This window comes from Mesobacillus thioparans, from assembly GCF_965138835.1.
Classification (GTDB): Bacteria; Bacillota; Bacilli; order Bacillales; family Cytobacillaceae; genus Mesobacillus; species Mesobacillus thioparans.
Map to the genome: position 1 here is coordinate 77,376 of NZ_CBCSFH010000010.1, position 19,195 is coordinate 96,570.

15 protein-coding genes are annotated in these 19,195 nt (G+C 46.4%); all 15 read right to left on the reverse strand.

Annotated elements, in window-relative coordinates; all coding sequences use genetic code 11:
- Positions 1 to 81: 81 nt before the first annotated feature.
- The gene (locus ACNAZ4_RS16285; protein ID WP_415815988.1) at positions 82 to 804 is read right to left on the reverse strand and encodes an amino acid ABC transporter ATP-binding protein; all 723 of its coding nucleotides are present in this window, start codon (positions 802 to 804) and stop codon (positions 82 to 84) included.
- Positions 797 to 1,456: an amino acid ABC transporter permease gene (locus tag ACNAZ4_RS16290; protein WP_415815990.1), complete on the reverse strand. Its 660-nt coding sequence runs from the start codon at positions 1,454 to 1,456 to the stop codon at positions 797 to 799. Before ACNAZ4_RS16290 ends, ACNAZ4_RS16285 begins: the two co-directional genes overlap by 8 nt.
- An 83-nt stretch (positions 1,457 to 1,539) precedes the next feature.
- A complete protein-coding gene (locus ACNAZ4_RS16295) occupies positions 1,540 to 2,328 on the reverse strand; it encodes a transporter substrate-binding domain-containing protein (protein ID WP_415815992.1) in 789 nt (262 codons plus the stop codon).
- Between the two features lie 216 nt (positions 2,329 to 2,544).
- The gene (locus tag ACNAZ4_RS16300; RefSeq protein WP_415815994.1) at positions 2,545 to 2,982 is read right to left on the reverse strand and encodes a BrxA/BrxB family bacilliredoxin; all 438 of its coding nucleotides are present in this window, start codon (positions 2,980 to 2,982) and stop codon (positions 2,545 to 2,547) included.
- Positions 2,983 to 3,199: 217 nt separating this feature from the next.
- Complete coding sequence (gene meaB, locus ACNAZ4_RS16305; RefSeq protein ID WP_415815996.1) at positions 3,200 to 4,330, reverse strand: methylmalonyl Co-A mutase-associated GTPase MeaB; 1,131 nt, start codon at positions 4,328 to 4,330, stop codon at positions 3,200 to 3,202.
- Positions 4,330 to 6,510 (reverse strand): methylmalonyl-CoA mutase, encoded by a 2,181-nt coding sequence (gene scpA / locus ACNAZ4_RS16310; protein WP_415815998.1) that lies wholly within the window; start codon positions 6,508 to 6,510, stop codon positions 4,330 to 4,332. The genes meaB and scpA overlap by 1 nt, the downstream gene beginning before the upstream one ends.
- On the reverse strand, positions 6,497 to 8,452 hold the full coding sequence (locus tag ACNAZ4_RS16315) for a methylmalonyl-CoA mutase family protein (RefSeq protein ID WP_415816000.1): 1,956 nt from the start codon (positions 8,450 to 8,452) through the stop codon (positions 6,497 to 6,499). Before ACNAZ4_RS16315 ends, scpA begins: the two co-directional genes overlap by 14 nt.
- A gap of 192 nt (positions 8,453 to 8,644) precedes the next feature.
- Entirely contained in the window at positions 8,645 to 9,955 is a 1,311-nt protein-coding gene (locus tag ACNAZ4_RS16320; RefSeq protein ID WP_415816002.1) for a dihydrolipoamide acetyltransferase family protein, read from the reverse strand.
- 46 nt (positions 9,956 to 10,001) lie between these two features.
- Positions 10,002 to 10,985, reverse strand: a complete 984-nt coding sequence (locus tag ACNAZ4_RS16325; RefSeq protein WP_415816004.1) for an alpha-ketoacid dehydrogenase subunit beta — start codon at positions 10,983 to 10,985, stop codon at positions 10,002 to 10,004.
- A 12-nt stretch (positions 10,986 to 10,997) separates the two neighbouring features.
- A complete protein-coding gene (locus ACNAZ4_RS16330) occupies positions 10,998 to 11,993 on the reverse strand; it encodes a thiamine pyrophosphate-dependent dehydrogenase E1 component subunit alpha (RefSeq protein ID WP_415816006.1) in 996 nt (331 codons plus the stop codon).
- A 70-nt stretch (positions 11,994 to 12,063) separates the two neighbouring features.
- Positions 12,064 to 13,485 (reverse strand): dihydrolipoyl dehydrogenase, encoded by a 1,422-nt coding sequence (gene lpdA / locus ACNAZ4_RS16335; RefSeq protein ID WP_415816008.1) that lies wholly within the window; start codon positions 13,483 to 13,485, stop codon positions 12,064 to 12,066.
- Positions 13,486 to 13,529: 44 nt separating this feature from the next.
- Positions 13,530 to 14,618, reverse strand: a complete 1,089-nt coding sequence (gene buk / locus ACNAZ4_RS16340; protein ID WP_415816010.1) for a butyrate kinase — start codon at positions 14,616 to 14,618, stop codon at positions 13,530 to 13,532.
- A gap of 204 nt (positions 14,619 to 14,822) precedes the next feature.
- The gene (bcd, locus tag ACNAZ4_RS16345; protein WP_415816012.1) at positions 14,823 to 15,917 is read right to left on the reverse strand and encodes a branched-chain amino acid dehydrogenase; all 1,095 of its coding nucleotides are present in this window, start codon (positions 15,915 to 15,917) and stop codon (positions 14,823 to 14,825) included.
- A 28-nt stretch (positions 15,918 to 15,945) separates the two neighbouring features.
- A complete protein-coding gene (gene yqiS, locus ACNAZ4_RS16350) occupies positions 15,946 to 16,851 on the reverse strand; it encodes a phosphate butyryltransferase (protein ID WP_415816014.1) in 906 nt (301 codons plus the stop codon).
- Positions 16,852 to 16,985: 134 nt separating this feature from the next.
- On the reverse strand, positions 16,986 to 19,052 hold the full coding sequence (locus ACNAZ4_RS16355; RefSeq protein ID WP_415816016.1) for a sigma 54-interacting transcriptional regulator: 2,067 nt from the start codon (positions 19,050 to 19,052) through the stop codon (positions 16,986 to 16,988).
- Positions 19,053 to 19,195 lie beyond the last annotated feature (143 nt).

Consider the following 19,195-nt stretch of genomic DNA (forward strand, 5'->3'; position numbering starts at 1 on the left):
AAAAGATGATCATACCATCAAGATATGATCATCAATAGTTTATCAGATACGACAACGTTTATAAAAGCAAGCCGCAGGGACTTACAGCATTTTTTCAAGAAATTCTTTCGCCCTGCTGCTCTTCGGATTGCTGAAGAATTCTGCTGGAGGAGCATCTTCCACCAGTACACCGCCGTCGAGGAATAGAACGCGGTCTGCCACCTCGCGGGCAAAGCCCATTTCATGCGTGACAATGGCCATGGTCATGCCGGTATGCGCAAGGGATTTCATGACCTCAAGCACCTCTTTGACCATTTCCGGATCGAGTGCGGAAGTAGGCTCATCGAACAGCATGACTCCAGGGTTCATTGCCAGCGCCCTGGCGATTGCTACCCGCTGTTTTTGGCCACCTGACAATCTGTTCGGATATTCATTGGCTTTTTCTGAAAGCCCTACTTTTTTAAGGAGCTCAAGACCATGCTTTTCTGCTTCTGCCTTGCCAAGTCCTTTAACCTTTATCGGTGCATAAGTGATGTTTTGCAATACTGTCATATGCGGGAAAAGGTGAAAGTGCTGGAACACCATTCCGACATTTTCACGGACTTTCATAATGTTCGTCTTCTTGTTGGTGATATCATCTGCTCCGATCAGGATCTGGCCGCTTGTCGGCTGCTCAAGTAAATTCAGGCAGCGAAGGAACGTCGATTTCCCTGAACCTGAAGGCCCTACGATGGCAACGACCTCTCCGTTTTCGATAGTCGTTGAGATCCCTTTCAGAACTTCCAGCTTGCCAAATGATTTATGAAGATTCTGTACTTTAATCACTTTGCCTCATTCTCCTTTCAACTAGCTTCCCGATGAATGTCAAGGAGATGACCATGAAATAATAGATCAGGCCGGCAAAAATCAGCGGCTCAAAAAATCTGTACTGATCGCCGCCTACAATGTATGCTCTTCGCATAATATCATTTGCGGCAATGACCGTAACAATCGCCGATTCCTTCGTCAGCGTGATGAATTCATTCATCAATGCTGGCAGGATATTCTTCAATGCCTGGGGCAGGATGATGTCGCGCATCATTCGATTGCCAGGAACACCGAGGGCCATCGCTGCTTCTTTCTGTCCTTTATCAACAGCTAAAATTCCAGCGCGGATGATCTCCGAAATATAGGCAGCCGAATTCAAAGAAAAAGAAACGACGGCAGCTGTATAGGATGATATCTCAAAACCTATGATCTGCGGAGCTCCGTAATAAATAATCATCAATTGCAAAATGAGCGGTGTCCCGCGGAAGATGGATGTATAAACATCCGCAAACCAATGGAGTGCTTTGTATTTGCTGATTTTAAAGATTGCTAGAATAATTCCAAATGCGAAGCCCAGAAGCCCTGCTACCAATACTATTTTCAGTGTGACGCCAATCCCCTTCAAAATATATGGCAATGAAGGGAGGATGGCGGTAAAATCAAGATCCATAATCTTAACAGCCCTCTCTGTCTATTTCATGAAGGAGAAAGGCGCCCAGAAGACATTAGCATTCTGAACGCCTGTTTTGCCTCTTACTTTTCTCCGCCAAACCATTTAACGATCAATTTGTCTACTTCACCGTTCTCCATTTTTTCTTTCAGAACCTTATTGAATTCCTCGGTCAGCTTGCTTCCTTTAGGGAATGCGATCGCTGAACCAGCTTCTTCTTCATTTCCATCCTCAATCGTGAATCCTTCCAAATCAGCATTGTTATCGAAATAGCCTTTTGCCACTGTATCTTCAATAATCGCTGCATCGATTCGTCCAGCTTTGATTTCCTGGACCAGCTCCGGGATTCTTGTACGTTTCTCAATCTTGATATCCACTGTTTCTGCAATTTTCTCAGCTTCTTCTTCCTGGATGGATGATAGCTGGACACCAACAGTCTTTTCTTTTAGATCATCGATTGACTTGATGTTGCTGTCTTTCGCAGAAACGATCATATGCTGCGCCGTATAGTAAACATCTGTGAAATCTACGTTCTTTTTACGTTCAGGAGTTGGAGTCATGCCTGCCATGACAAAGTCAACGCGGTCTGCCTGGATTGCACCGATCAGGCCGTTGAAATCCATATCTTTAATTTCCACTTCGTACCCTAATTCATTGGCAATCAGGTTGGCAAGGTCAACGTCAAAGCCGATGATGTCATCGCTTTTTGCCGTTTCCACGTATTCAAACGGAGGATAATCAGCTGACGTCCCCATTTTCAGTACTTTTTTCGCTTCACCATCGCCGCTGGTTTTTTCAGAGCTTGTCCCGCAAGCAGCAAGGGCTCCCATAATTAACATGCTGATGACTAAAATTGATAATGCCTTTTTCACTTTGTTTTCCCCCTATAATGTTCCTACTTTAATTTTTATACAATTTTATTAATATATTAGTTACTAATCTATTTACTTTAAGTGATTGAACTAATAATTATTAACTAAAATGAATTTTAACACATATTTATAAATATGCAATAATATTTTTAAATATAAATTAAGATGTTTTTTCAGACAAAAAAAGAACCCCGGGAAATCGGGGTTCTTTAACATTTACACTTCTTCGCAATATTCTTCGAATGCATCCTGAAGTTTGTTCACTACCTGCATTGGGTCATGGCCTTCGATTTCGTGGCGCTCGATCATCCTGCAGATCTTTCCATCCTTTAGAAGTGCAAAGGAAGGGGATGATGGCGGATAGCCTGTGAAATAGCTGCGTGCCTTTTCTGTCGCTTCCTTATCCTGTCCGGCAAATACAGTAACAAGCTGGTCAGGGCGCTTATCGTAGTGAAGAGAATGCGCTGCCGCTGGACGGGCGATGCCCCCGGCACACCCGCAAACGGAATTCACCATCACAAGTGTGGTACCTTCTTTAGCCAAAGCCTGTTCTACTTCTTCGCTGGTCGTCAGTTCTGTATATCCAGCTGCACCAATTTCCTGGCGCGCCTGGCGGACTACATCATTCATGAAAAAATTAAAATCCATGCTCATTGTTCTATCTCTCCTCTGCTGGGAATTAACTAGTACATACATAATGATACCAATTAAAATTAATTTTTCAAAGTATGTTTAACTGCCGGGAAATCCGGGAAAGGTAACAATACAGCTAGATCCATACCCCTAAACTCCCTAGATGAAGGACAACGGCATAAATTCCGTTGTCCGCTTTTTTTTTCTCAATGACGAAAAGCTGTCCACATTGGACAGCTTATTTTTTCGCTTCAAAAAAGGCTTTGAATAACTCATCGACTCCTGAGGCTACTGGCCTGTTTCCTGAAATCACTTCATTTTCTATCTTCGGCAGCAAACTTTTGATTGCTGGGTGATGAAAGAAATTAATCTGAAGCTGGTCGATGATCAAATCATTCAGCCATTCCTTTGTCTGCACCCTTCTTCTCTCCTCAAAAATCCCACTTTCCTTTGTAAGGCTCGAGAAGTTTGAAATCATTTCCCATATCTCGCTGATCCCTTTATCGTGCAGCGCCGAACTGGTCAAAGCGGTCGTTTGCCATCCACTGGTCGCCGGCTGCAGGAAATGAAGGATCCTGTTATATTCTTCTTTTGTTTTTTTGGCCGCCTGTTCATTGGCACCATCAGCTTTATTGACAATGACGGAATCCGCAAGCTCCATGATTCCTTTTTTCATGCCCTGGAGTTCGTCACCTGCACCCGTAAGGACAAGCAGCATGAAGAAATCGACCATATCCCTGACTATGACTTCGCTCTGTCCGACACCTACCGTTTCGACCAGGATGACATCAAAGCCGGCTGCTTCACAGACAAGCATCGTTTCCCTCGTTTTACGGTGTACACCCCCAAGTTTCCCTCCGGATGGAGAAGGACGGATGAAGGCCCGCGGATTCCTCGCAAGCTTTTCCATCCTTGTCTTATCTCCGAGGATACTTCCGCCCGTCAAACTTGAGGTAGGATCCACGGCAAGGACGGCAACCTTATGTCCCAGCTCGCAAAGATAGCTGCCGAAGCTTTCAATAAACGTGCTCTTCCCTGCTCCCGGGACTCCTGTGATGCCAATCCTGATGGAATTTCCAGATTCGGAAAGGAGAAGTTGCAAAAGAGCCTGGCCATGTTGAAAATCATGATCGGCATTGCTTTCAATCATGGTGATTCCTTTTGCCAGTGCGGTCCTGTTCCCGCCCCTGATTTCCGCTGCCAGAGCATCCAGGTCAATCTTACGGGCTGCTGTTTTTTTTACGAAACGTCCTGCTTTTGCAGTGTGTTCATTCCCAGGTCCATTCCCTGATACCCCCGGCTTCACGGTGCTTGAAAAGGAATCAGCCTTTCCCGGGTCATACCATTCAGGCTTCTTTTCGTCCTTCATTATCGGGACACTTCCTCATAACCCAAGCGCTCATAGATTGTCCGCAACACTTTTTGGGCTGCAACCGGAATGATCGTTCCCGGGCCAAAAATCGCGCTGGCTCCATTGTCATATAAAAACTGGTAGTCCTGGGCAGGAATGACTCCGCCGACGATGACGACAATGTCATCACGTCCCAGCTTTTTCAGCTCATTTACAAGCTGTGGCAGTAGCGTTTTATGACCTGCTGCCAGAGAGCTGATTCCAATGGCATGAACATCGTTTTCCACTGCCTGGATTGCTGTTTCTTCCGGTGTCTGGAAAAGCGGTCCGATATCGACATCAAAGCCCAGGTCTGCAAAAGCGGTTGAAATGACTTTAGCCCCTCGGTCATGGCCATCCTGGCCCATCTTGGCAATCATGATTCGCGGCCTGCGCCCTTCATTTTCGAGGAACTCTGCCGTCATTTGCTGTACTTCGGAAATTTCTTCTTCATTCGTGAAGGCTGCACTGTATACGCCGCTCACTGACCGGATCACTGCTTTATGTCTTCCTGCCGCTTTTTCGATGGCATCTGAAATCTCTCCCAGTGTCGCCCTTGCCCGCGCGGCCCGTACTGCATACTCCAGCAGATTGCCTTCACCAGTTTCAGCCACAGCCGCCAGATCATTCAAAGCAGATTCTACTTTTGCATCATCACGGTTTTCTTTCAGCTGCTTAAGCCTTTCAATTTGCTTCGCGCGAACAACGGAGTTATCAATATCGAGGATTTCAAGTGGATCCTCCTGGTCAAGTCTGTATTTATTCACTCCGATAATTGTTTCTTTTCCGGAATCAATTTGGGCCTGGCGTCTTGCAGCTGCTTCTTCAATTCGCATCTTCGGCAAACCCGTTTCGATCGCTTTGGCCATCCCGCCAAGATGTTCAATCTCTTCGATATGCTCCCAGGCTCTCTCAATCAGCGCGTCTGTCAGGCTTTCAACATAATAGCTGCCTGCCCATGGATCGATCACTTTTGTAATCCCGGTCTCTTCCTGCAAAAACAATTGTGTGTTGCGGGCAATGCGGGCCGAGAAATCCGTTGGCAGCGCGATCGCTTCATCAAGGGCATTGGTGTGCAACGATTGTGTATGGCCCATCGCCGCGGCATGTGCCTCCATCAATGTACGGATTACGTTATTATATGGGTCCTGCTCTGTCAGACTCCATCCCGATGTTTGCGAATGCGTCCTTAACGCCATTGACTTCTCGTTTTTAGGATTGAAGGTCTTGATCATTTTTGCCCAAATGAATCGTGCAGCCCTCATTTTGGCGACTTCCATAAAATAGTTCATGCCAATCGCCCAGAAGAAACTTAATCTCGGTGCGAATGAATCGATATCGATTCCGGCTTTCAGGCCTGTCCGTACATATTCGAGTCCGTCTGCCAGCGTGTAAGCCAATTCAATATCCGCAGGCGCTCCGGCTTCCTGCATATGATAGCCTGAAATACTGATTGAGTTGAATTTAGGCATGTATTTGGATGTGTACTCGAAAATATCGGCGATGATTTTCATCGACATTTCCGGCGGATAAATATAAGTGTTCCTTACCATATATTCTTTCAGGATATCGTTCTGGATCGTACCGGATAATTGATCCTGGGTCACGCCTTGTTCCTCTGCTGTCACAATAAAGAATGCCATGATCGGCAGGACCGCTCCATTCATTGTCATTGACACAGACATCTGGTCAAGCGGAATTCCATCAAACAGGATTTTCATATCAAGGATGGAGTCGATCGCGACACCAGCCTTGCCGACGTCACCCTCCACACGTGGATGGTCCGAATCATATCCCCTGTGTGTGGCAAGGTCGAAGGCAACCGACAAACCTTTTTGTCCCATCGCAAGGTTCCGTCTGTAAAATGCATTGCTTTCTTCCGCAGTTGAAAAGCCTGCATACTGCCTTACCGTCCATGGGCGGTTTACATACATCGCTGGATACGGTCCCCTCGTGTAAGGCGCCAGACCGGGCATGCCATCCAGATGCTTAGCAGACTCGGAATCTTCTTTTGTATACACAGCCTTCACTTTGATCTGTTCATTTGTCTCAAATAACAAGTCATCAAGCTGTTCTTTTATTTGAGTGTCAACCTGCTCCTTGCCTTCCTTTTTCTCATCGGCAAATAAAGTGACTTTTGTAAAATCAGGCTTTTGCATTGGTGCCTACCTCCATTTCTTGAAGGATAGATGATAGCGACTGGTATGCATTGCTTCTTACATGCAGGAAATCCTGGATTCCGGCAGTGTTCCATTCGCTTTCTTTTTCCTCCGGGATACCTGCCAGATAAAGCTTCACATCAGATTCCTTCTTGATTTCCAGCGCCAGCTCGGGACCGAATGAATTGTAGGAAGTCTGGTCACCGCAGATGACAAATTGTTCCGCATTCGATTCGTTGATGAAATCCAGCGCTTGCTGAACATTATGGATTTCGTCGCTCCTTAGCGTATGAATGCCGCCCGCTGATAAAAGACCAGAAATAAAATCAGCCCTTGGCTTGTGGTTTTTCAGCTGATCAAGGCAGATTAAGCCCACCACCGGGCGCTTCCCTATTTTCTCCAGTCCAATAGCCCTGAATCTCAGTTGTTCAAATGGTTGTGATAAACGTTTGGATTCTAATGGCGCAAAGCTTTGTTCTATGTCTTCAAACCTTTTTAATAGAGAATCCTCTGACTCAATCATTCTCACGCTCTCCACAAGCGTGCCGCCAAAATATTGACTTTTCCTATCCTGGACTTCAGGCTGGCTGACAGCTTCTGAAAGATTGGCATAAACATTTGTTCCGATGATACTCTTTTTCCGCTTAAAAATATCCTGTTCCCGGGCGTCAGCCGTTTTTGCAATCTGTTCCTGAAGCCATCCGGACTTCAGAGCCTCATAAATACCTCCCCTGTCATCCAGCTCAAGGAAAAGTTCCCACGCCTTTTCAGCGAGTTCATTAGTCAAGGATTCGATATACCACGATCCTCCTGCAGGGTCGGCTACTTTCTCGAGATGTGCCTCGGATTTAAGGACAAGCTGGGTATTGCGGGCAACTCTTTCAGAGAAGGCACTAACTGTTCCTGCTGCTTCCTCGAAGCTTCCTGTGTGCAGGTACTGTACGCCTCCCAGTACTGCAGCAAAGGCCTCGTTCCCAGTCCGGAGCATGTTTACGTACGGATCAAAGATCGTTTTCGTGTACCTCGAAGTCTCAGCTGATAGAACCATTTTCTGATCTCCTGATTCAGCACCGTATGCTTCCGCTATTTTACTCCATAGGATTCTGGCTGCCCTTAGCTTGGCTGTTTCCATGAAGAAGTTTGAGCCTATCGCAAAGTGGAACACGAATTTTGATAACGCTTTCTTCAATTCCCAGCCCTGGTCAAGCAGTTGCTGCAGCAGGTATACCCCGGTGGAAATGCCGGCAGCGAGTTCCTGAACCGCATTCGCACCACAGTCATGATAAGGGACGGTATTGGCCAGCACTGTTTTGAGTTGTGGCCATTGCTGGTCTGCTTCCTCCAGCACCTTTGCCCAATCTGCAAAAAATGCCTTTTCCTCTTTTGGAAGTCCCCCATTTAAGCTCGCTTCGGCAACAGGATCTGCCGCGACAAAACCTGCAACATTACTTGAATCCCCTGCTTGCTTGCAGGCCATTGATAATGCTGCAAGAAGCGGTGTTTGAAGCCATCCTGCATTCAAACTTAAAGGGTAATCGTTTCTATAAGAAGCGAACAATTCTGCCAACGCTTGCTGGTCACGGAACAAGTCAGATTTCACCACAAAGGAAATCGCTGTTTGTCCTTTTGATAAGGCAGAGTCCATTTTTGCTTTCAAATCTTGAAGGTCTTTATAAAAAAGCCGGTTCGCTATATTCCAGGATTCAGACTGATACCCGAGTGGATCAATTCCCCGCCTGTAGTCTGGTGTCCCAGGAAGAGCCTCGGCCGAGCCGTCCGGTAAATCATCTTTTGTGTAAAGCGGCTTAAGAGTGATATCTTCATATGTATGGGTATAAAGTGATTCAATCGGCCTTCCTTTTAATGAAGCAGCAGCTTTCTTTTGCCAGTCTTCGAATAATGCGTCATTGAACGAAGCAGCCTTCATACTTTCGATTGTCATATACTTCACTGTCCAAGATTCAGACAGTCTTCCCCCCTTTACCTGCAATTGTGATAAAATTCTAATTTTTATATTCCTCTTTTATTTTAGTATACGAATGCTTTTCTAGCAACGAAGGACCGTTTCAATTTTAATGATCTAGCCTGCATAGGAAAACGCCCAGAATTGTTCTGGGCGTTTCTAGAATATGAATTAATAGATTGATGTCGTCTCTTTTGATGTGTTTTCCAGGATTTCTTTTACCCTTGCAAGGAAACGACCGCAAACAAGGCCGTCCAGGACACGATGGTCAAGGGACAGGCACAGGTTCACCATATCGCGAACGGCAATCATGCCATTGTTCATGACGACAGGGCGCTTAACAATCGATTCTACCTGAAGAATCGCAGCCTGCGGATAATTGATGATTCCCATTGATTGGACGGAACCGAAAGAACCTGTGTTGTTGACAGTGAAGGTTCCTCCTTGCATATCCTCGGAACGCAGCTTGCCAGCACGCACCTTTTGGGCAAGTTCATTGATTTCGCGGCCAACGCCTTTGATGGTCTTTTCGTCTGCATTTTTGATGACGGGCACGAACAAGGCATCATCGGTCGCTACCGCAATTGAAATATTGATATCTTTTTTCTGGATGATCTTGTCGCCAGCCCACATAGAATTGATTTGCGGGAATTCCTTCAATGCCTGTGCGACAGCTTTCACGAAGAAAGCAAAGAAAGTAAGGTTGAAGCCTTCTTTTTTCTTGAAATCATCCTTAAGGCCATTTCTGTATTCTACAAGGTTTGTAACATCCACTTCCACCATTGTCCATGCATGAGGAGCTTCGTGCTTGCTGCGCAGCATATTCGCAGCAATCGCCTTGCGTACCCCGCTCACAGGAATCTCGATGTCACCGGCAGCAACTGGTACAGACGGAGCAGGTGCTGCTGCAGCTGCTGGCTGAGATGGTGCAGCAGGCTGGGCTGGTGCCTCTGTCCGGTCAGCAGCTTGAGCCTTAGGTGTTTCAGCAGATGCCTGAGGAATATTTCCAGATTGAATGATCTGCTGAATATCCTTACGCGTAATTCTTCCGCCTGCACCGGTTCCATTCACCAGAGTCAAGTCGATATTATTTTCCTGGGCAAGCTTCAGTACTGCCGGTGAATACCTTGCTTTATTTCCTTCATTGACGGATGCCGCAGGTGCAGCATTACCAGTTGCAGGTGCTGTTGCAGCTTCTGTTGCAGGTGCTTCTGCAGCTGGTGCCTCCCCGGTGTTCCCGCCTTCGATTTCAATTGTGCAAATGATTTCACCAACCGCAAGAGTATCTCCTTCACTCGCAATCAATTCCTTGATTGTGCCAGTAAATGAAGATGGTACTTCAGCATTTACCTTGTCAGTCATGACTTCGGCCAGCGGATCGTATTTATTAACTTTATCACCAACAGAAACCAGCCATTTGCTGATTGTTCCTTCTGTAACACTCTCGCCTAATTGAGGCATTTTGATTTGTTCGATCGCCACAGGTTGACCCTCCTTCTTCATTCACTCTATTTCCAATATGATTATGTTAAAATTCAGCAAGCTCTCTCATTGCTTTTTCTACTTTATCAGGGTTGATCATGAAGTATTTCTCCATTGTAGGAGCGTATGGCATAGCAGGAATATCCGGGCCAGCCAGCCTCTTGATCGGCGCATCAAGCTCGAATAAGCAGTGTTCAGCAATAATCGCAGAAACTTCGCTCATGATGCTGCCTTCTTTATTGTCTTCCGTTACCAGGAGGACTTTACCAGTCTTGGAGGCAGCTTCAATGATCGCTTCTTTGTCCAATGGATATACCGTACGAAGATCCAGAATATGAGCAGAAATTCCATCCTTCGCCAATCTTTCAGCTGCCTGAAGAGCAAAATGTACAGCAAGGCCATAAGTGATGACCGTGATGTCTTCTCCCTCGCGCTTGACATCAGCTTTGCCGATTGGAAGTACATAATCATCCTCCGGAACTTCGCCTTTGATCAATCGATAGGCACGCTTATGTTCAAAGAACAGAACTGGGTCTTCATCCCTGATCGCTGCTTTCAACAAACCTTTAACGTCATAAGGTGTTGAAGGCATCACGATTTTCAATCCAGGCTGGTTCGCAAATACTGCTTCAACAGACTGGGAGTGGTAAAGTGCACCATGAACGCCGCCGCCATAAGGAGCACGGATGACCATCGGGCAGCTCCAGTCATTGTTCGATCGATACCGGATCCTTGCAGCCTCTGAGATGATCTGGTTTACAGCAGGCATGATGAAATCCGCGAACTGCATCTCCGCGATCGGGCGCATTCCATACATCGCCGCACCGATCCCGACACCTGCAATCGCTGATTCCGCAAGCGGTGCATCGATGACCCTGTCTTCCCCGAACTTCTCGTATAACCCCTGCGTAGCCTTGAATACTCCGCCTTTTTTACCAACGTCTTCACCGAGGACAAAAACTCTCGGATCTCTTTCCATCTCTTCTTTGATTGCCAATGTCACTGCATCTATATAAGAAATTACCGCCATTTTCGTTCCCCCTTACTCTTCAGCATATACGTATTTCAAAGCATGTTCAGGCTCTGCATACGGTGCATTTTCAGCATAATCGGTTGCTTCGTTGACCAGCTTCATGATTCGATCGTTGATTTCCTTTTCACTCTCATCATTCATGAGGCCATTTTCTTTTAGATATGCGCCGAAGGTAATGATCGGGTCCTTCGTCTTTGCCTGTGCAACTTCGTCAGGCGCACGGTAGCTTCTGTCGTCATCATCTGATGAGTGTGGAGTCAGACGGTAGGATACTGCCTCGACAAGTGTTGGTCCTTCTCCGCGGCGTCCGCGGTCAGCAGCTTCTTTCACCACTTTATAAACTTCTAAAGGATCGTTTCCATCAACAGTGACACCTGGCATACCATAACCGATTGCACGGTCTGAAACCTTTTCGGCAGCGACTTGTCTCTCGTAAGGGATGGAAATCGCATATTTATTGTTCTCAACCATGAAAACGACAGGCAGCTTATGGACTCCCGCAAAGTTCGCACCTTCGTGGAAATCGCCCTGGTTGGAAGATCCTTCTCCAAAGGTAACGAAAGTAACCAGATCTTTCTTTTCCATTTTACCTGCAAGGGCGATCCCGACTGCATGAGGAACTTGAGTGGTAACCGGAGAAGATCCTGTTACGATTCTGTTTTTCTTTTGCCCAAAGTGTCCAGGCATCTGGCGGCCCCCAGAGTTTGGGTCTTCCGCTTTGGCAAAACCTGAAAGCATTAAGTCTTTTGCCGTCATGCCAAAAGTTAAGACCACACCCATGTCACGGTAATAAGGAAGCACATAGTCCTTCTCGCGATCAAGCGCAAAGGCAGCTCCTACCTGTGCTGCTTCCTGCCCCTGACAGGAAATCACAAAAGGAATTTTCCCGGCACGGTTCAATAGCCACATCCGCTCATCCAGCCGGCGGGCCAACAGCATTGTTTCATACATTTCCATAACCTTTTCATCACTTAAGCCAAGTGCAGCGTGACGATTTTCTGCCATTTTTATACCTCCCATTTGTTCGTACAAAGCTCTTCTCCTGCGGAAAAGAGTGTCTGTTCATTTAAAAGTTTTAAGAGTGGATTGCTTTTCCATCCACAGCAAGAGCCGCTTCACCGATTGCCTCTGACAATGTCGGGTGAGGATGGATTGTATGGGCAACTTCCCACGGCGTAGCATCCAGTACCTTTGCAAGGCCGGCTTCAGATATCATGTCAGTCACGTGAGGTCCGATCATATGGACTCCAAGGATATCATCCGTTTCCTTGTCAGCAATGATTTTCACAAAACCATCTGACTCTCCATAAACTAGCGCCTTGCCGATTGCTTTGAAGGAGAACTTTCCTGTCTTTACTTCAAAACCTTTTTCTTTTGCTTCATCTTCTGTCATGCCTACACTTGCAGCCTCTGGAGAGCTGTAGATGCATTTAGAGACAAGCGTATAATCGATCGGGTGCGGGTTTCCCCCGGCAATATGTTCGACAGCTACAATCCCTTCATGTGACGCAACGTGTGCAAGCTGAAGGCCGCCAATCACATCCCCTATCGCATAAATATGGGATTCCTTCGTCTGGAAAAACTCGTTTGTCTGGATGAATCCTCTTTCAAGCTGGATTTCTGTATTCTCAAGACCGATTCCTTCAACATTCGCCTGGCGTCCAACTGATACAAGCAGCTTTTCAGCGGCAAATTCTTTTGTTTCGCCCTTGACCTCAGCGCTGATGATCACACCATCGCCCTTTTGCAATGTATCTGAAAGGACTTTTGCACTCGTTACGATTTTCACACCTTTTTTCTTCATCGCACGCTGCATTTCCCTTGAAACTTCCTTGTCTTCAGTTGGGACAATTCGATCAGCATACTCAATGACGGTAACTTCTGTTCCGAAATCAGCAAGCATCGATGCCCACTCAATCCCAATGACGCCTCCACCAACGATGATGATCGACTTTGGAAGATCTTCCATGACAAGTGCTTCATCAGATGTCATGACGTATTGGCCGTCTGCTTCCAGTCCTGGCAGCGTCCTTGGACGTGACCCTGTCGCGACGATCACATTTTTAGGGAGAAGCATTTCATTTTCTTCGCCATTGTTCATCTCTACAGAAATCGTACCCGGCATAGGAGAGAAAATGGAAGGTCCGAGGATTCTTCCCAATCCTTCAAAGACATCGATTTTACCCTGTTTCATCAGGTGCTGTACTCCTTTATGGAGCTGCTCGACAATCTTCTCTTTCCTTTCCTGCACTTTGGTGAAATTCACCGCCACCTCGCCAACCGTAATCCCAAAGCTTTCACTTTTCTTTGCCGTTGCATACACTTCTGCACTTCTTAGCAAAGCCTTGCTCGGGATACAGCCCTTATGCAGGCAAGTTCCGCCCAGTTTTCCTTTTTCGACGATGGCCGTTTTCAAGCCAAGCTGAGAAGCCCTGATTGCTGCGACATATCCGCCTGTTCCGCCTCCGAGAATGACTAAATCATATTCTTGAGCCATTTGAATCCCTCCTCTATATAGATTATTTAGTATGTTAATCCAGTCTAGTTTTTCCCAGGGTATTCCTTCACATCTTCCTCGCCGCGTAAAATCCGCAGCGCTCCCTCTGCCAGGGCCTGCAGTTCATTTTCACCCGGGTGGATGATGACGTCTGCGATCCAGTTGATCCGTTCAGAAATCTCCTGTACAAACTCCTTGCCGTAAGCAAGTCCGCCCGTAAGGACAATCGCATCTATTTTTCCAGACAGGACTGCGCTTGCAGACCCGATTTCTTTCGCTACCTGGTATGCCATCGCTTCATACACAAGCTTTGCTTTCTCATTGCCTTGCTTGATCATCTTTTCGACCTTGACTGCATCATTCGTGCCCAGGTAGCCTACAAGACCTCCCTGGCCGACAAGCTTCTTCATGATCTCATCCCGGAAATAATCGCCTGAGAAGCATAGCTGAACAAGGTCTCCAGCCGGCACTGTGCCTGCTCGTTCAGGACTGAATGGACCATCCCCATGCAGACCATTGTTGACATCGACGACCCTGCCGCGCTTATGGGCTCCTACAGTGATACCGCCGCCAAGATGGGTAATGATAAGGTTAAGTTCTTCATATTTCCGGCCGAGCTCTCTGGCAACCCTGCGCGCAACAGCCTTTTGGTTCAGCGCATGGAAGATGCTCTTTCGTTCAACGAGCGAGAACCCTGATACTCGAGCGATCGGGTCAAGTTCATCGACGACGACCGGGTCTACGATAAAAGAAGGAATGTTTAAGCCTGATGCGATTTCATAAGCGAGGATACCGCCCAGGTTCGAAGCGTGCTGGCCAGAGTAGCCTGCGCGCAAGTCTTCAAGCATCTTATTGTTAACTGCATATGTACCGCCTTCAATCGGCCGTAAAAGACCGCCGCGCCCACAAACAGCACTCAGTTTTGAAATGTTGATGCCTTCGGTATCAAGCGTTTCAAGTATCGTATTCTTCCTGAATTCGTATTGGTCGATGATGGTTTCATAAGAGTTGATGACAGCTGAGTCATGCCGTATTGTTTTTTCGAAAATTGATACTTCGTTGTCAAAAACTCCTATTTTCGTTGATGTAGATCCTGGATTTATGACTAGAATCCGATGTTCTGTTTGTTGCACAGTTAAACCTCCAATTTGCTTACGGACTGCTTTTCCAGTCCGTAATGACAGTAGCATTTAGGAAACAGCAGAGGCGCCGAAGGGTCGATTCAGCGCACTCTGCAAATCATTTTTTAAAGGCTGTTTTTATCTTTTTTCACATCGAAGAATTCATTCAGTCTTTCACACTGATGGAGAAAAGCACAGTCCTTGAAAAGTCCCCGCTTAGCGGCGGCTTAAGATATGGTGGCCGTTTTGCAGGAACTGACTGCGTGAATTGCGCATTCTTTCAATGCGTTCTTCTGCCATACGGTCTGCAGCTTTATATGTTGGGATCCCGTCCCTGTTGGCAATTTGAATAACTTTTTCAATATTGTTATAAATCGTTTCAACCTTCTTCATCGCTCTCTCAGCATTATAGCCATACAGCTCATCCGCTACGTTGATTACTCCGCCTGCGTTGATGACATAATCAGGAGCGTAAACGATGCCCATTTCATGGATGATGTCACCATGCTTGGTATCCTTCAGCTGGTTGTTTGCTGCTCCAGCAATGACCTTTGCTTTAATTTGCGGAATCGTTTCATCATTGATGACAGCGCCTAACGCACATGGAGCATAAATATCACAGTCAACACCATAGATTTCATCTGGATCAACAGCTTTTGCCCCGAATTCCTCAACCGCTCTCTGGACTGCTTCTTTATTGATGTCGGTAACGATCAGCTGTGCACCTTCTTCATGAAGATGGCGGCAAAGATTATATGCGACATTCCCCACACCCTGGACGGCGATCATCTTACCTTCAAGAGAGTCAGTGCCGAACGCTTCCTTCGCAGCCGCCTTCATCCCTCTGTATACGCCGTAAGCAGTTACCGGCGAAGGATTTCCGGATGAACCGAATGCCGGTGAAATACCTGTTACAAAATCTGTTTCTTCATGGATTAAATCCATGTCAGCTACAGTTGTGCCAACATCTTCCGCAGTGATATATCTGCCATTCAAGCCCTGGATGTAACGGCCGAACGCACGGAACATTTCTTCGTTCTTGTCCTTGCGAGGGTCGCCGATGATGACCGTTTTTCCGCCGCCAAGGTTAAGTCCGGCTGCCGCATTCTTATAAGTCATACCTTTAGCCAGACGAAGAGCATCTTCGATCGCTGCTTCTTCTGAAGCGTAAGTCCACATACGGGTTCCGCCCAATGCTGGTCCTAAAGTTGTATCATGGATTGCGATGATTGCTTTCAAACCTGATTGCTTATCCTGGCAAAATACTACCTGCTCATAATCATACTGTTCAAGATACTTGAAGATTTCCATTTCTAGTTCCCCCTCTGGTTTATGTAGGTTATTTTTTAGCAGAGCATAACGCCAGTGCAAGAGAATAAAGCTTGCTTTCGGCTGTATCTGCCCTAGATGTTAACACGATTGGAGCTTTTGCCCCTGATATGACTGCCCCAACCTTTGCATTGGCAAAATAAACTAAAGATTTATAAAGCACGTTCCCAACTTCGATTGCAGGGACTAAAAGGATATCGGCTGACCCGGCAACCTCGCTTTTGATTCCCTTGTGCTCAGCAGCAAGCTGTGAAACTGCATTATCGAGCGCAAGCGGGCCATCCACGATACACCCGGAAATTTGCCCTCTTTGATTCATGACTGTCAGCGCCGCTGCATCCAATGTGGCCTGCATAGCAGGATTGACTACTTCCACTGCTGCAAGAGGCGCCACTTTAGGCATTTTTATACCAATCGAATGTGCAACCTGGACGGCATTTTTGATGATTTGTGCTTTTTGTTCCAGGTCCGGCGCAATATTCATCGCAGCATCGGTAACGATGGTGTAGCGATCATATCCCGGTACTTCAAATACAGCGACATGGGATAAAACTGTTCCCGTCCTGAGGCCATACTCCTTGTTAAGGACAGCTTTCAGGATTGTTGCAGTCGGGATATTCCCCTTCATCACTACCTGTGCTTCATTCGCCGTCACGGCTTTCACTGCCATCTCTGCTGCCGTATTATTATTCGGCGCAGAAAGGATTTTAATCCCTTTGTGATTGGCCAGTTCAGGATGCTGTGAAGCCATGATGCTTTTGATTTCTTCCGCATTTCCATATAGAAGGAAATCTGCGAGGTTTCTTTTAATAGCCTCGGCAACCGCTTCTATTACCTCTGTATCTTCTGCTGCTGCCACAGCAATGGTTTTCCTTCCATTTTGGGATGCCATGCTGATCAGTGAGTCAAGTTTCATGTCTGGAGTCAACCCTTTCCTTCTTTGCGCATCACCCGTTAATAATATATGCAAGAAGCGTGCCAACATAAGAACAGTGAAAACGCTTTACTTTTCCCGAAAAATATTATGCAAAAAACTGCACAGTGTGAAATTTATTGCATGCCATTTAATTCAATCCCATATTTTTCGAGCTTATAATAAAGATTCCTTACAGAGATGCCCAATAACTTAGAAGCAGCCGTTTTATTGCCATTCACGGCAACAAGGGTAGAATTGATCACTTTTGCTTCGTATCTTTCCAGTTGGACTGCGAGTGTCTCTGTATGGATTGCTTTGGCTTTGGCGTCGTCTTCTTCCTTTTCCTTCACCTGGTTATTTTGAAGTTCAGGAAGATGCTCGTCCTGGATGATTGTCTCATTATAATTCAGGAAGATGATTGCCCGGCCAAGCACATTCTCAAGTTCCCTTACATTCCCCGGCCAGTCATACTCGATTAACTTCCTGATGGCATCATCAGATACACCTTCAACATTCCGGCCATAGTCCTGGTTGATTTTCCGGATCAGCCTTTCGCAGAGCAGCGGAATATCATCTTTTCTTCTCCTCAGTGGAGGTATGTGGATCGGCATCCGGTTCAGACGATAATATAAGTCTTCTCTAAAACTGCCCCTGGCTATCGCTTTTTCAAGATTAAGATTGGTTGCCGCTATCACCCTGACATTGATTGGCACCGGTTTCGTACCCCCGACCCGGACAATTTCCTTTTCCTGGAGGACACGCAGTAATTTTGCCTGGGTATTTGCCGGCAATTCACCGATTTCATCAAGGAAGATGCTCCCGTTATTGGCCTCTTCAAAGAAACCGCGCTTTCCTCCTCTTTTCGCACCTGAGAAAGCACCTTCTTCATAACCAAATAATTCACTTTCCAGCAAAGACTCTGAAATAGCCGCACAATTGACCCGGATGAACTTGTTGAACTTGCGGTCGCTGGCATTGTGGATCGCATGGGCAAAGAGCTCTTTCCCGGTACCTGACTCGCCGCGGAGGAGGACAGTGGCCGGTGTTTTCGCTCCAAGTTTTGCCTGTTCAACCGGAATTGTCATTTCTTCTGATTGACCGATAATATCTTCAAATGAATATTTCGCCTCAAGAGTCCGGATGATTTGCCTTGCGCGATTGAGTTCCCTGTTCAGGTTCTTGATTTCTGACATGTCATGGATGACACCGACACTGCCCTTCAGCTTCCCGTCTACGATGATAGGGGCTACATTCACGACTACTTCCTTTTTATTCGGCCCCACCCTCATGGCAGTTCCGCGAACCGGCCTCCTTGTCTTTAGCACCTTCATATGCATGCTTTCGCCCTCGGATATGTCTGCGGTGGCCGGCTGTCCGATCACTTCTTCTTCTTCGAGTCCAGTTATTCTAGTATAGGCAGGGTTAATCATAATACCCCGGCCATCTTCATCAACAACAGAAATCGCTTCATCACTGGAATGAATGATTGCCTGGAGCATCGTTTGGATTTCTTTCAGGTTCGTTATTTCTTCCGCAAGGTTGACCACGTCGGTAATATCCTTGAAGACAGAGAATGCGCCAATCAGCTGGTCATTCTCATCAATGATCGGAATCCTGGTCGTGATGATTTTCGCTCCATTCGGAAGCAATAATTCCTGGTTGGATTCCACTTTCCTCGTATGGAGGATTCTTGGCAGTTTGCTTGTCGGGATGATTTCTGTCACATGCCGGCCCTCAGCAAGCTCTCTTTCGATCCCAATGATTTTTTCTGCACTCTTATTGAATAAAGTTACCGTTCCCTCTGTATTGATGACGACCATGCCATCCCCAGAGGAGTTGAAGATCAAATCATGTTCATATGTAATTTTTCTTAGAGTTTTGATCAACTCTTCCTTTTCTTCCAACAAGGTAGCAAGCAGAAACGCGACACTTCCCGGAATCAGCACCGTATTTTTACTGCGGGCATCTCTTAATTCCCGGAATACTTTATCCTCACCGGTCACTTCGATGATAATGTCCAATTCATCGGACATGTACGCTTGCCAGTCTGTTCCGGTCGGAATCCCAGCCTCCTGTGCAGCCAGTATGCCCGGGGCATTCAGATTGATGTCCACCACAGCGATTACTTCAGCCGTTTGTTTAAAAATGTTCAGGATCGCCGTACCACCCTTGCCTGCACCTACAATCATTATTTTTTGCATAATGTCCACCACATGTCTGGAAAAATATTTCACGGATTGCATTTATAGTCTGCAAAATCTTTCAATTCCATTGTAATTGTTTTTGTATGCGCTGACAAATTTCTTTGTTTTCTAACTTTTCTGGAGATATTTCCGCTGGAACA